The organism is Pseudorhodobacter sp. MZDSW-24AT (assembly GCF_002794355.1).
Taxonomy (GTDB): domain Bacteria; phylum Pseudomonadota; class Alphaproteobacteria; order Rhodobacterales; family Rhodobacteraceae; genus Pseudotabrizicola.
The window spans coordinates 571,238-585,361 of the sequence record NZ_PGOI01000007.1; the positions used below are offsets into that span (position 1 = coordinate 571,238).

The 14,124-nt window shown below is 61.5% G+C and carries 11 protein-coding genes; 8 read left to right on the forward strand and 3 right to left on the reverse strand.

The annotated features are described in order from the left end of the window. Positions 1-133: 133 nt before the first annotated feature. Complete coding sequence (locus CUR21_RS08815) at positions 134-703, forward strand: hypothetical protein (protein WP_198431660.1); 570 nt, start codon at positions 134-136, stop codon at positions 701-703. 59 nt (positions 704-762) lie between these two features. Here the strand turns inward: CUR21_RS08815 and CUR21_RS08820 are convergent, their stop codons facing one another. The 3 genes from CUR21_RS08820 to CUR21_RS08830 form a co-directional block, all read right to left on the reverse strand. Next, positions 763-1,077: an H-NS family nucleoid-associated regulatory protein gene (locus tag CUR21_RS08820; protein ID WP_100196618.1), complete on the reverse strand. Its 315-nt coding sequence runs from the start codon at positions 1,075-1,077 to the stop codon at positions 763-765. An 81-nt stretch (positions 1,078-1,158) separates the two neighbouring features. Continuing rightward, positions 1,159-1,713, reverse strand: a complete 555-nt coding sequence (locus CUR21_RS08825; protein WP_100196821.1) for an ActR/PrrA/RegA family redox response regulator transcription factor — start codon at positions 1,711-1,713, stop codon at positions 1,159-1,161. 61 nt (positions 1,714-1,774) lie between these two features. After that, complete coding sequence (locus tag CUR21_RS08830; protein WP_100196619.1) at positions 1,775-2,407, reverse strand: SCO family protein; 633 nt, start codon at positions 2,405-2,407, stop codon at positions 1,775-1,777. A gap of 104 nt (positions 2,408-2,511) precedes the next feature. Here CUR21_RS08830 and regB point away from each other — a divergent pair, with 104 nt between their 5' ends. From regB to addA, 7 genes are all read left to right on the forward strand, one after another. After that, positions 2,512-3,900: a sensor histidine kinase RegB gene (gene regB, locus CUR21_RS08835; RefSeq protein WP_100196620.1), complete on the forward strand. Its 1,389-nt coding sequence runs from the start codon at positions 2,512-2,514 to the stop codon at positions 3,898-3,900. 110 nt (positions 3,901-4,010) lie between these two features. Then, on the forward strand, positions 4,011-5,588 hold the full coding sequence (locus CUR21_RS08840) for a PAS-domain containing protein (protein WP_232622730.1): 1,578 nt from the start codon (positions 4,011-4,013) through the stop codon (positions 5,586-5,588). Between the two features lie 45 nt (positions 5,589-5,633). Next, a complete protein-coding gene (gene tsaE, locus CUR21_RS08845; protein WP_100196621.1) occupies positions 5,634-6,104 on the forward strand; it encodes a tRNA (adenosine(37)-N6)-threonylcarbamoyltransferase complex ATPase subunit type 1 TsaE in 471 nt (156 codons plus the stop codon). Continuing rightward, the gene (locus CUR21_RS08850) at positions 6,091-7,104 is read left to right on the forward strand and encodes an aminoglycoside phosphotransferase family protein (protein WP_100196622.1); all 1,014 of its coding nucleotides are present in this window, start codon (positions 6,091-6,093) and stop codon (positions 7,102-7,104) included. The genes tsaE and CUR21_RS08850 overlap by 14 nt, the downstream gene beginning before the upstream one ends. Then, entirely contained in the window at positions 7,083-7,790 is a 708-nt protein-coding gene (locus tag CUR21_RS08855) for a nucleotidyltransferase family protein (RefSeq protein WP_100196623.1), read from the forward strand. Before CUR21_RS08850 ends, CUR21_RS08855 begins: the two co-directional genes overlap by 22 nt. Then, on the forward strand, positions 7,783-10,740 hold the full coding sequence (gene addB, locus CUR21_RS08860) for a double-strand break repair protein AddB (RefSeq protein ID WP_232622731.1): 2,958 nt from the start codon (positions 7,783-7,785) through the stop codon (positions 10,738-10,740). The genes CUR21_RS08855 and addB overlap by 8 nt, the downstream gene beginning before the upstream one ends. Beyond that, entirely contained in the window at positions 10,737-14,078 is a 3,342-nt protein-coding gene (gene addA, locus CUR21_RS08865) for a double-strand break repair helicase AddA (protein ID WP_100196625.1), read from the forward strand. Before addB ends, addA begins: the two co-directional genes overlap by 4 nt. Positions 14,079-14,124: the final 46 nt, after the last annotated feature.

The window sequence follows — 14,124 nt, forward strand, 5'->3', positions numbered from 1 at the left end:
CGGAAGAAAACCTGAAAAAGTTCCGTTTCCGGTTTCGGAATGCGTTTGAAAATGGGCGAAGGCGACGTTACGAACCGATGTTTTTCACAGAATTGGTGCTCCCGTGACCAAATCAAACCGCGCTTGGCAAAGAATGCTGTCGGGAAGACGCCTCGATCTGCTCGACCCGACTCCGGTCGACATCGAAATCGAAGACATCGCGCATGGCCTGTCTTTCGTTGCCCGCTGGAATGGTCAAACCAAAGGGGACTGGCCCTATTCGGTGGCCGAGCATTCCTTGCTTGTTGAAAAGATCTTCAGCCGAAACTCCCCAGCGCCCAGCCCAAAGTGGCGCTTGGCCGCTTTGCTGCATGATGCGCCCGAATATGTGATTGGCGATATGATCTCGCCCGTCAAGGCGGCCATCGGGCCGGGCTATGGCAAACTGGATGAAAAGCTCTCAGCCGCAATTCACTTGCGCTTTGGCCTGCCGGGCCTCTTGCCAAAATCCATCAAGGCACAAATCAAGGCGGCCGATCGCATTTCCGCATGGATGGAAGCTGTCAGCATCGCAGGCTTTTCAGAAACCGAGGCCAACAGGTTGTTTGGCCGGCTTGATGCCGCTTTGGTGGATGGGCTTGCCATAGAGTTGCGCCCTGCAAGCGTTGTTCGCGCCGATTTCATCCGCCGGCATCAGGAATTGCTGATTGACATCGGCCCCTGACAGCGGATTTGACCATCAACACCCATTAAAAAAAGCCATCCGAAAGGATGGCTTTTTTGTCAAATGGCAAGATCTTCGGCGCTTTTGCCCGCTTGCAAAGCCGCCTCAAACCAGCGCGGCTTGCGACCTCTTCCAGACCAAGTGTCTGCCGGATCATCAGGATTTGCATATTTCGCCACAGCGGGCGAACGTTTGCGCGCCGGTGAAACGCCCGTCAATTCGGCCAGAGAAAAACCCAAGGTCCGCGCTTTTTCTTCCAATTCTGCAAGTGCTTCTCTCTTGCGGCGGTCTTCATAGCCGCTGATCGCCTTTGCAACTTGCGATTGCAGATCTTTCAACTCTTTAAGCGACAGTTCGTTAAGATTGATGTCCAATTCTGCATCCTCGTTTTAAGTCACTGTCACGGGGAATACTCTGGAATCAGCACGCATTCAAGGAAAGCAGATAAACATTATTCACTTTGGACTTCTCTTAGCCAGAATGCGCTGCAACGTCCTGCGATGCATCGAAAGTCGGCGCGCAGTTTCTGAAACGTTTCGATCGCACATTTCATAAACCCGCTGAATATGTTCCCAGCGCACCCTGTCGGCCGACATTGGATTCTCAGGGGGGGCAGGCATCGCCTCGCCCTTTGAAAGCAACGCATTGGTCACATCATTGGCATCCGCCGGCTTTGACAAATAATCGATCGCGCCAATCTTTACAGCCGCCACGGCGGTCGCAATGGCGCCATACCCAGTCAGCACAACGATGCGGCAATCCGGGCGTCTTTCGCGCAACGCTTCCACCACGTCCAGACCGTTGCCATCTTCCAGCCGCAGATCCACAACCGCATAGGCCGGAGGGCGCGCTTGTGCAATCGCACGGCCCGCGGCAACGCTTTCGGCTGTTTCCGGGACAAAACCGCGCCGCTCCATCGCGCGCGCCAAGCGTTTGACAAAAGGCTCGTCATCATCGACCAGCAAAAGCGACCTGTCTTGTCCAAGATCTGCCGTCACATCTTCCGCCATCGCGTTTCCCCTGCCAAAATCTTTTCTGTTGCCGCAAAGGTAGGTTGGCACCCCCACCTGGTCAATTTTTCCCGCCAGCGGGCGCATTTGTGGCAAAACATGCCACGCGCTCTGCGATCTGATCGGCAGTCTCTTCGCGCCGGAAGAAATCAACGAAACCGATCCCCGGCAGGGTCAGATAGGTGAAGGTGGAATGGTCGACGAGGTAATAATCCGCGTCCCCCTCCTGTTTGCGGTAGAACGTTTTATAGGCCAAAGACGCTTGCCGCACCTGCTCGGGCGATCCGGTCAGACCCAGCATCTTGGGGTGCATGTATTCGGTGAACGTCGCCAAAACCTCGGGCGTGTCCCGCTCCGGGTCGACGGAAATGAAAATCGGGGTCACATCCACCCCCCATTCTTCCAGAATATCGACGGCCTCAGCATTTCTGGCGGCATCCAGCGGGCAGATATCGGGGCAAAACGTATAGCCAAAGTAAATCAGCGAAGGTTTTGTCAGCACCTCTGCGTCCGTCACCGTCGCGCCTGTCTCGTCGACCAGCGTGAAAGGCCCACCGATATCGCCCCCGCCCACCTGTCCACCGCGACATTGCGCAAAGGCATCGTCCTTTTGCTGCAAGACGATGTAGAGCGCGCTTCCCCCCAGAAGCCCTGCCACGGCGGCTGCGGCAACTGCTGCATATAACTTTGTCATTGGTGCCACCCTGTCCATTCACGCCCTGCGACCATCCCCGCATTGATCCCGGGGCGGGTCGCACCTAACACTGGCCTAGATAATGCCATCAGACGAGGGATGCCATGCTTTCCCAAGGCTATGCCTTGCTTTCGCGCGACGCACGCAGTGATTGGGTGCGCCTGCGAACCCTTATTTTACTGCGCTGGATGGCGATAGCGGGACAATTGGCCGCAATCACGGTGGCAGACCGCTATTACGACATGAACCTCCCGCTGGGGCTGTGTTACCTGGCGGTCGGGGCTTCGGTCATTGCAAACCTTGTCTCTGCTTTTGTCTTTCCGGAAAACAAGCGCTTGTCAGAGGCAGAAGCCATGCTGGTGCTTCTCTTTGATCTCTCGCAACTGTCGTTTCTCCTCTATCTGACAGGGGGCCTGACCAACCCCTTCGCCCTGCTGATCTTGGCGCCTGTCACCATTTCGGCCTCCGCGCTCGAACTGCGGACCACGCTGTTTTTGGGCAGCCTGTCGATCATCTTCATCACGCTGATCGCCTTCACCAGCGTGCCTTTGGAATATGCAGACGGGTCTCTCCTGTCGGTGCCTACGCTGTTCGAGTTCGGCTTCTGGCTCTCCATTGTCATCGGCATTCTGTTTCTGGGGCTTTACTCACGCCGCATCGCCACGGAAATGCGCTCTATGTCGGATGCTTTGCTGGCCACCCAAATGGCCTTGGCGCGTGAACAAAAGCTGACAGACCTTGGAGGTGTGGTGGCCGCCGCCGCGCATGAACTCGGCACCCCCTTGGCGACCATCAAACTGGTCTCAGCAGAAATGATGGACGCGTTGGAAGATCACCCCGAGCTTCTGGAAGACGCGCGGCTGATCCGGGAACAGGCGGACAGGTGCCGCGATATTCTGCGCTCGATGGGTCGGGTCGGCAAAGACGATCTGCACATGCGCTCTGTCCCGCTTGCCATGTTGGTGACAGAAGCCGCCGAACCGCACCAGACACGCGGCAAGCATGTCGCGCTCAGCTTTGCTCCGGGCAAAGAGGGCAGTGAAAAGCAACCCACCGTCAACAGACGGCCCGAAGTGATCCACGGCCTGCGAAATCTGATCCAGAATGCCGTTGATTTTGCACAGTCCAACGTTTGGATTCACGGGGAGTGGACCTCACACTCCATCATCATCCGGATCGTGGATGATGGCGATGGCTTTCCGTCCCATGTGATCGGTCGGATCGGCGATCCGTTCGTGCGCAGCCGCAGAACCTCACAGGATCTGGCCTTCCGCCCGGAATATGAAGGCATGGGCTTGGGTCTTTTCATCGCCAAGACCCTCTTGGAACGCACGGGCGCCGAACTGACCTTTGCCAACGCCACCGATCCCTTTCTCGCCCCGGCGGATCGGCCCGAACGCAAGGGGGCGATTGTCGAGGTCGTCTGGCCGATCGAGCGGTTGGTGCGCACGCATGACCAAGGCCTTGGTCAGAATGAGCCCTTCCAGGTGTAACGCAGACCGCTGATGTCCGGTCTTGAACCTATGCTGGCGGCATTCTTTGGGTTAACGTTACGTTAACGACGAGGCGTTTAGATAACGATCAATGACGTTTCAGCGGGTACATGATGGAAAGCTCTTTCATCTTCGGCCTCGGCATCGGCCTTGCCGCAGTTTTTGCGTCGCTGGGCAGCATTCTGATCCTTGCCGCGCTTCAGGCCCGCCGCAAACCCGCCCGCCACAGCATTTTTGACGAACGTCAGAAAGGCACCCTGTTTCTGTTCGATGGCGAAACACTGATCGATTGCACCCCCGGCGCGCAGGCGATCCTTGCTGCTTCCCCGGTTCCGGGCAGTGCTTGGGCCAAGTTGCTCGCCTATCTGGCGACAACCTTCCCCGAAATCGCCCAGCAACTCTCCAAACTGCCGGAAACCGGCATGCTGAGCTTGGCCTCGAATGGCCTGAACGGCCCGGCCCTTGTCGTCCGGGCTGAACATCGCGGCGGCCTTTCCCGGATCGCGCTGACAGACGGCGAAGCCGGGGAAGGTGCTCCGGGACAAGATCCGCTGGCGCAGCGCTGCATGACCGAAGAGTTGACGTTTCTGCAATCCATGATGTCACGCGCGCCATTTCTTGCATGGCGGGAACAAAAAGACGGTGACATCATCTGGGCCAACACGGCCTATCTGCTGCGCGCCGCAGATTTTCTCCCGCCCGGCAAAGACCTGTCGTGGCCCTTGCCGCGCCTGTTTGAAAAGACGGCGACACAGCAAGGAGCGTCCGGCCAAAGGCAACGATTGCGCCTGCCCAACGGAGGGGGCCTCTGGTTCGATCTCGTCAGCATGCCAGAGGGTGACGGCTGGCGCGTTTATGCGCTGCCCGCCGATTCAGCCGTGCAAGCGGAAACAACCTTGCGGGATTTCATGCAGATCCTGACCAAAACCTTTGCGCATCTTCCGATCGGACTTGCCATCTTTGACAACCGTCGGCGGCTGCAACTGTTCAATCCCGCATTGATTGATCTGACCGGACTCGCGCCAGATTTCCTGTCGATGCGCCCGTCGCTCCTTGCCGTGCTTGATGCCCTGCGCGATCACAATATGGTGCCCGAACCGAAGGACTATCGGGATTGGCGCAAGCAGATCACAGATCTCGAACGCGCCACGGCCTCGGGTGTCTATCAGGAAACCTGGAACCTGCCCGGCGGACAAACCTACAAGGTCATTTGCAGACCGCATCCGAACGGGGCCTTGGCCTTGATGATCGAAGACATCTCGTCCGAAATCACCCGAACACGCCGCTATCGCGCCGATCTGGAGCTTGGCCAATCCGTGATCGACTCCATGCCTGACGCGATGGCCGTCTTCTCTGAAACCGGCATCCTTGTGATGACCAATGCGGCCTATACCAAACTCTGGGGCCATGACCCGGCATCAACGCTGGCAAACGAAGGCATCCGGTCGCTTGCGCATCATTGGCGCAGCAAAACGGCGCCAAACGGGGTCTGGACCGAGGCCGAAGAGTATGTGTGCACCATCGGCGACCGCCAGATCTGGAGCGATGAGGTCCGGATGGCAGACGGTCGCCTGATTGTCTGCACCTTCACACCGCTTTCGGGCGGGGCCACGCTGGTCGGCTTCCGGGTCCAGCAGGGCACGGCTGACACGCCCTCGCGGTCCAGCGCGGAGCGGCGCTCTGCCTGAGCGGTAGTGCTTGCGGTGGCGGCGCGGCGCAGTAAAACTGTCGCCATGTCCAAACGCACGCATCTCAGCCTTTTTTTGCCCGATGAAGAGGCGACCGATGCACTGGGCGGCCTTCTGGCCGATCACCTTGTCCCGGGTGACACCGTCCTGCTCACCGGGAGCATCGGGGCAGGAAAGTCCCATCTGTCTCGGTCCATCATCCGCAGCCGGTTGAACCGGATGGAAGATGTGCCCTCGCCCACCTTCACCCTTGTGCAAACCTATGAGCATCCAGGGGGGGACATCTGGCACGCCGATCTTTACCGTCTTTCTCACCCGGACGAGGTGCTCGAACTCGGGCTGGAAGAGGCCTTCAGCACGGCCATCTGCCTTGTGGAATGGCCCGAAAGGCTTGGCCGCCATCTGCCGCGCGACGCGATTCAGGTGGCGCTTTCGCCAGAGGCCGAAGGTCGCCGCGCCGAGATTGCCTTTGTCGGCAGACCCGAACTGGCCGAGGCGCTCGATGAACGACCGTAGGGCTGCATCAAACCGCTTTCTGAACGCCAGCGGCTGGGGCGATGCCACGCGCGCCTTTCTCGCCGGGGATGCGTCAGACCGCAGCTATGACAGGCTGACCCGCGCAGGGGAAACGGCCGTGCTGATGGATGCCCCCCCCGGCACAGGCGACGATCCGGCGGCGTTCATCGCGATCGCCCGACATTTGCAAAAGATCGGTCTCTCTGCCCCAAGACTCTTGGCGCAAAATCTGGACCAAGGCTTTTTGCTGCTGGAAGATCTTGGCGATGCGCTCTTCGCCCATGTCGTAAAGACAAACCCGGAACGCGAGGCGTCGCTTTATTCCTCCGCGGCACAGGTCCTGATCCACCTTCAGGCGCACCCTGCCCCGCCCGGTCTTCCAAACCTCACGGCGGTTGACTGGGCCGAAGCCGCCGCCTTTGCTGTCGATTGGTATGCCTATGCCGCCACCGGCATCCGAGCCGACAAGACCGCCTTTGTCGCCGCTCTTGCCAAAGCGCTGTCGCTGCATGCGGATGGACCCAGAGTGCTGATCTTGCGGGATTTTCATGCTGAAAATCTGCTCGATCTGCCGGAAAGATCCGGCATCCGGTCGGTCGGCCTGCTCGATTTCCAGCTCGCGCAGATGGGGCAGCCCGGCTATGATCTGGTGTCTTTGCTGCAAGATGCCCGACGCGATGTCTCACCCGATCTTGCAAACCGTCTTGTTGCCGAGTTTGCCGCCGCAACCGGACGCCCTCTCGCCGATTTTCAAACCGAATATGCCGTCCTTGGCGCCCAGCGCGCGCTGCGCATTCTGGGTGTCTTCGCGCGGCTTTGCCTTGTGGGGGGAAAGTCCGGCTATGTGCCGATGATCCCGCGCGTCTGGGCGCAACTGCAACACAACCTGTCCCACCCCGCCCTCGCGGATCTGCGCAGCATCTGCACACATCTCTTGCCGCCCCCCACAGCGGGCGTCCTGCAAACCATCGGAGAAAAATGCGCGCCCCTTTCCCGCTGATGTTGTTTGCGGCTGGCTTTGGCACCCGCATGGGTCAGCTGACCGCCACGCAACCCAAACCCCTGATCCGCGTGGCAGGTTTGCCGCTGATCGATCATGCAAGGCGTCTCGCCGCACAGGCCGGCGTGCAAAGACAGGTGGCAAACCTGCATTATCGCGGCGAGCAGTTGGCACAGCATCTGGCTGGCACCGGGGTGGCGCTGTCTTGGGAAAAAGAGACGATCCTCGATACAGGGGGCGGCCTCAAGGCGGCGCTGCCCCTGTTGGGCGACGGCCCCGTCCTGACACTCAACACGGATGCGATCTGGACAGGACCAAACCCGCTCACCCGGCTGATGCAGATGTGGGACCCCGAGCGGATGGACCAGCTTTTCCTGTTGCTCCCTGCCGCTCAGGCCCAAAGCGCCTCGGGACGTTCCGATTTCGTGATGGACAGCCAAGGTCGGGTGGATTGGGCGAAAGGGCGTGACGGGTTTCTTTACTTGGGCGCGCAGATCATTCAGCCACACCTGCTCACCGAAAGCGAAGCGGCCTTCTCCCTTCACGGTCCATGGTCACGCGCCATGGCCGCCGGGCGGGCCTACGGTGTGCTGCACCAAGGCGGCTGGTGCGACGTTGGTCATCCGGGGGGCATCGCCGTGGCCGAACGCCTCTTGCGTGATGCAAAGGAATGGCCCGGTGTTTGATCCTGCCGACTCCCGCCTGTTTGCCTTGCCTCCGGGCGTGGATTTTCCACAAGCGCTGGTCGCTGGCTTGCAAGAACGGATGCAGGGGCAGCCGCCAGAGGCGATGGCGCGGGTCACCCTGTATCTGAACACCACCCGCATGCGCCGCCGCGTGGTGCAGATCTTCGGTCAAAGCGGGCCAGGGCTTTTGCCCCGCATCCGCCTTCTCAGCGATCTGGCGGCCGATATGGTGCTGCCCGACCTGCCTGCCCCGGTCCCCACCTTGCGGCGCAAGCTCCAGTTGACAGTGCTGATCGGTCGATTGCTCGATTCCCTCCCAGATCTGGCGCCCCGTTCGGCCCTGGCAGATCTGGCCGACAGCCTGACAGCCCTGATGTCTGAAATGCAGGGCGAAGGCGTCGGCCCAGAGGATGTTGCCGCCTTGGATGTGTCGGATCATTCCGAACACTGGGCGCGCACCCGCGCCTTTCTGACCATCATCGCCCCTTATTTCGCAGACAACACAGAGCCCGACAGTGAAGGCCGCCAAAGGCGCCTCGCGCTGATGCTGTCGGATCTGTGGGCCATATCTCCGCCCACAGACCCTGTGATTGTCGCGGGCTCCACCGGCTCGCGCGGGACCACCGCCCTTTTCATGCAGGCGGTGGCCCGGCTGCCTCAGGGCGCAATCGTCTTGCCGGGTTATGATTTCGATATGCCCGATCCGGTCTGGAGCGGGCTGAGCGATGCGCTCACATCAGAGGATCACCCCCAGTTCCGCTTTCACCGCTTGATGGAGCTGACGTCGACCTCCCCGCGCGATGTCAAACTCTGGCACAAGTCCCCGCCGCCCAGCGCCGCACGCAACAGCGTCGTTTCGCTCGCCCTCCGCCCTGCGCCTGTCACCGATCAATGGCTGATCGAAGGACCCGATCTTCCAGAACTGACAACCGCCCTACAGGATGTCACCCTGATGGAATCCGCAAATCCGCGGCAGGAAGCCTTGGGGATTGCGCTGATCATGCGCGAGGCGACAGAGCGCGGCACCCCCGTTGCGCTCATCTCTCCCGACCGGGTGTTGACACGGCAGGTCGCGGCGGCGCTGGACCGCTGGGGCATCAAACCGGATGACAGCGCAGGCATCCCGCTCAATCAAACCGCGCCCGGGCGGTTCTTGCGGCATCTGGTGCGGCTGACGGGGCAGCGGCTCACATCAGACGCGCTTCTGACGGTGCTCAAGCATCCGCTCACCGCCTCAGCGATGGACCGTGGCCAGCACCTTCTGCTGGCCCGCGATCTCGAACTGAAACTGCGGCGCGAAGGCCCGGCTTTTCCTGTCGGTGACGATTTGCTTCACTGGGCAGCCGCACAGCGAAACCCACATGCGCTTGGCTGGGCCACCGCCTTGGCGGGCGCCTTGGACGGGCTGGACCAGATCGGAACCCTGCCCCTCGCCCAACATGTCTTGCATTTGCGCCGCCTTGCAGAACGCCTGTCGCGGGGTCCGGCACCGGAAGGCACCGGAGAACTCTGGAACGAAGCGCCGGGCGAAGCGGCGCTAGCCTTCCTGACCGACCTTGAGACAGAGGCCTCGCACGGCGGCGACCTGTCGCCGGGCGAATTTAGGGATCTGTTCGATGGTCTGATCTCGGGCCAAGAGGTGCGGGCACCGATGATCGCGCATCCCGGTGTGATGATCTGGGGCACGCTCGAGGCGCGGGTGCAAGGCGCCGATCTGGTCATTCTCGCCGGGCTGAACGATGGCATATGGCCCGCTTTGCCTGCGCCAGATCCGTGGTTGAATCGCAAGATGCGGCTCGACGCCGGGCTTTTGCTTCCGGAACGCCGCATCGGTCTGTCCGCCCACGATTTTCAACAGGCCGTCGCGGCGCCCAAGGTGGTTTTGTCGCGCGCCCTGCGCAATGCCGATGCGGAAACCGTGCCGTCCCGCTGGATCAATCGCCTGACAAACCTGCTGGAGGGCCTGCCCATGCGCGGGGGGCCCGAAGCTCTGCGCCAGATGCGCGCACGCGGAGAGTCTTGGCTGACTTTGGCCCATGCCATGGACAGGCCCTTGGCAAACCCCGACCCGGGTCTTCTTCCTGCCAAGCGCCCTGCCCCGCGCCCGCCCGTGGCCGCGCGACCGGACTCGCTTTCCCTGACGCGGATCGAAACTCTGATCCGTGACCCATATGCCATCTACGCCGACAAGGTTCTGAAGCTTCAGACCTTGGACCCCATCCGCCAATCCCCCGATGCCCGCGATCGCGGCACGGTGGTGCACAGCATCCTCGAACGCTTCGTCCGGGAACGCCCCGCCACCGAAGACAGGCAAGAAGCCCGCAGCCGCCTGATGGCGCTGACCCGAGAGGTGTTGGAAGCCTTGGTGCCATGGCCCGCCGCCCGGGCGCTTTGGGAAGCCCGCATGGAGCGTGCGGCAGATCACTTCCTCAACATCGACGCGGCCGAAGGCGGCACCAGCGTGCTGGTGGAAGGCAAGGGCACGCTTGTGCTGCAAGGCCTGAACTTCACGCTGTTCGGCACACCAGACCGCATCGACATGCTGCCAAGCGGCAGATTACATCTGATTGATTACAAGACCGGCAGCCCTCCCTCCGAGAAAGAGCAGAAATCTTTCGCCAAACAGCTCCACCTCGCCGCTCTCCTTGCCGAAGAAGGCGGTTTCAAAGGGCTGGGACCGGCAGAGGTGGCGAAAATCACCTATGTGGGGCTCGGCTCGGCAGGCAAGGTGACCGAGGATGAAATCACTCCGGAAAAGCTCGAAAGCGTGCGCGACGGGCTCTACCATCTGATCGGCGCTTATGCGCGGCGCGGCCAAGGCTATGCCGCGCGAAGGGCCGTGTTTTCAGAACGTTTCCCCGGGGATTACGATCATCTGGCCCGTTTCGGAGAATGGGAAATGACCGATACACCGGTGCCGCAAGACGTGGGCGAAGAGGATGGCCGATGACACATGATGCCAGCCTCGCACAACGGGCAGCGGCGCAACCCGACCTGTCCACTTGGCTCTCTGCGAATGCCGGGTCGGGCAAAACCCGCGTTCTGACCGACCGTGTCGCCCGCCTTCTGCTCAACAAGGTCGAGCCACAGCACATCCTGTGCCTGACCTACACCAAAGCCGCCGCCACCGAGATGCAGAACCGCCTGTTCCGCCGCCTTGGCGAATGGGCCATGAAACCCGACGCCGCCTTGCGGGCCGACCTGACCGAGTTGGGGGAAGGCATGGTCATGGATGCGGAGCGCTTGGCTTTGGCGCGGCAGTTGTTCGCCCGCGCCATTGAAACGCCGGGCGGTCTGCGCATCCAGACCATCCACAGTTTCTGTGCCACCCTGTTGCGCCGTTATCCCCTTGAAGCAGGCGTCACGCCCGGTTTCAAGGAAATGGACGATCGCACCGCCCGGACCTTGCGTGAAGACATCGTGCAGGCCATGGCGGATCGGCTCGCGCCCGAGGTGGTCACCGATCTGGCCCGCCATTACACCGGCGAAGATTTCGCGGGCCTGATGGCCGAAATCTGCAGCCGCGCTGATGATTTCTCTCATCCCCTGACCCTCGGCCAAGCGCTTGCCCGTTTCGGCCAACCCGAAACGCTGACGAAAGAGCGTTTGCTGGACGCCGTTTTTCTGGGGGACGAGGCCGATCTTCTGACAGAGCTGACAGCGCGCTTGGCAGGCAGTGGCGCCAATGATCAAAAGGCAGGCAACCGGCTTGCGGCCCTTGATCCGTTCACCCCCAATCTGCACAGCCTTCAGGTGCTTGAATCCGTCTTCCTGTTTGCCTCGGGCGCGCGCGCCCATCAGGCCAAGGTCAACGATTTTCCCACCAAAGACCTGCGCAACGCCCTTGGCCCACTCGGCGACCGCCTTCAGAAACTGATGGGCCGGGTCGAAGCGGCACGCGGCGCGCGGGTGGCGCTGGACGCCGCCGAGAAAACAGTGGCGCTGCACCGCTTTGCGCAGGTCTTCCTGCGCCATTACACCGCCCGCAAGGCCGAGCGCGGCTTTCTCGATTTTGATGATCTCATCCGCAAGGCGCGCCAATTGCTGAACGATCCCGGGCTCGCGGCTTGGGTTCTGTTCCGGCTTGATGGCGGCATCGACCACATTCTTGTGGACGAGGCGCAAGACACCTCTCCGGCACAATGGGCGGTGATCGAAAAACTGACGGCCGAGTTCACGGCCGGGCAGGGGGCCAGTGACAAGACGCGGACACTCTTTGTGGTCGGGGACAAGAAACAGTCCATCTACTCCTTTCAGGGTGCGGATCTGTCGGCCTTTGACACCAAGCGCCTTGAATTCGGCGCGCGGTTTTCTGCGGTCGGGCAGCCGATGCAGGATCGCACGCTCGATTACTCCTTCCGCTCCTCGCCCGCTGTTCTGGACGTGGTCGACGCCACCTTCGGCTCTGCCTTTCCCGCAGCCTTGGGCGATCCGCCACGCCATCTGGCGTTTTTTGACCGGCTCCCGGGCCGCGTCGATCTGTGGCCGCTGATCGAAAAGGCTGACGTCACCTCGGATGAAGATGGCTGGAACCCTGTCGATCTGATTTCCGACAGCCATCACACGGTGGAACTGGCGCGGAAAATTGCGTCAGAAATCAAAGACATGATAGAGTCCGGCGTCCACATTCCCACCGCGCCCGGCCAAAGCCGCGCGGTGCAGGCGGGCGATGTGCTGATCTTGGTGCAAACCCGCGGCACCTTGTTTTCCCAGATCATTCGCGCGTGCAAACAGGCGGGCCTGCCCATCGCCGGGGCAGATCGGCTGAAGCTGGGCGAAGAACTGGCCGTCAAGGATCTCATCGCCCTGCTGTCCTTTCTGGCAACACCCGAAGACAGTCTGTCCTTGGCTGCGGCCTTGCGCTCGCCCTTGTTCGGCTGGTCGGAAGATCAGCTGTTCCGTCTGGCCCATGGCCGGTCCGAACGCCATCTTTGGGCCGCCTTGCGAAACGCGGATGCCCCGGAAACGCTAGCGGTGCTGACAGACCTGCGCAATCAGGCCGATTTCCTGCGCCCTTACGAGATGCTGGAACGTATCCTGACCCGCCACAAGGGCCGCCAAAGATTGCTGACCCGCTTGGGGCCCGAGGCGGAAGACGGGATCGACGAATTGCTCAATCAGGCCTTGGCCTATGAAAACAGTGATGTGCCCAGCTTGACAGGTTTCCTGATCTGGCTGGAAAGCGATGTGGTCGAGGTCAAACGCCAACTGGACAGCGAAGGCGCCAACATCCGCGTGATGACAGTGCATGGCTCCAAGGGGCTGGAAGCGCCGGTTGTCATCTTGCCGGACACCGCCGACCGCAACCCCCGCGACCATGGCGAAGTGATCAAGCTTGCCGATGGCCTGCCTGTCTGGAAAACCTCCGAAAAGGAAAGCCCTGCCGATGTCGCCGCCGCTTTGGGCCTGCGCAAGGCCAAGATGGCCGAAGAAAACCTGCGCTTGCTTTATGTGGCCCTGACCCGCGCAAGATCATGGCTGATAGTGGCAGGGGCCGGTGAAGCGAAAGTGACCACCGGGAAAGAAACCAAACCGCGCGAGAAATGGGCATGGTATCGGCAGGTCGAGGCCGGGTTGCAGGCCCTTGGCGCCCGCGCCGATGCGCAAGGTCGGCTGCGCCACGCCTCTGGCCAGTGGCCGGCAAACGCGCCCGCCGTCGTTGCCCCCCGCCTTCAGACCTTGCACCCCGACTGGCTGTCCCGTCCTGCGCCCGAGGTCGCCCGAAACCTCCTGCCGCTGTCGCCTTCGGATCTTGGCGGGCCAAAGGCGCTGCCGGGCGAAGGTGACGCGCCCGAGGTGGCAAAGGCGCGGGGCACCCTTCTGCATCGTCTGCTCGAGCTGTTGCCCGGCACCGCCCCTGAACACTGGTCAGAAATCGCCCGCGCGCTGTGTGTGGACGGGTTCGATCCAGACCAGCTTCTGGCAGAAGCATCCGCCGTGCTGGGCCGCCCAGACTTGTCGGTGCTTTTCGCGCCCGACACTCTGGCCGAAGTGGCGCTGACCGCAACGCTTGACGGGCGTCAGATCGAAGGCGTGATCGATCGTCTGGTGCTGTCTCCCGGGCAGGTGCTTGCGGTTGACTTCAAGTCCAACCGCGTGGTTCCCGCCACACCCGCGGCGGTTCCGGATGGCATTCTTCGGCAGATGGGGGCCTATGCCCATGCGCTTGGGCAGATCTATCCCGACCGTCTCATCAAGACAGCCATCTTGTGGACGGCGGGGCCCAGTCTCATGCCGCTTGATGCCGCGATGGTGAGCGCCGCGTTGAAGCGGGTCCCGGTCGCTTGACCTTTCGCCTGCCAGTGCCTAGCTTCGAGAGCTGATACATTCCATT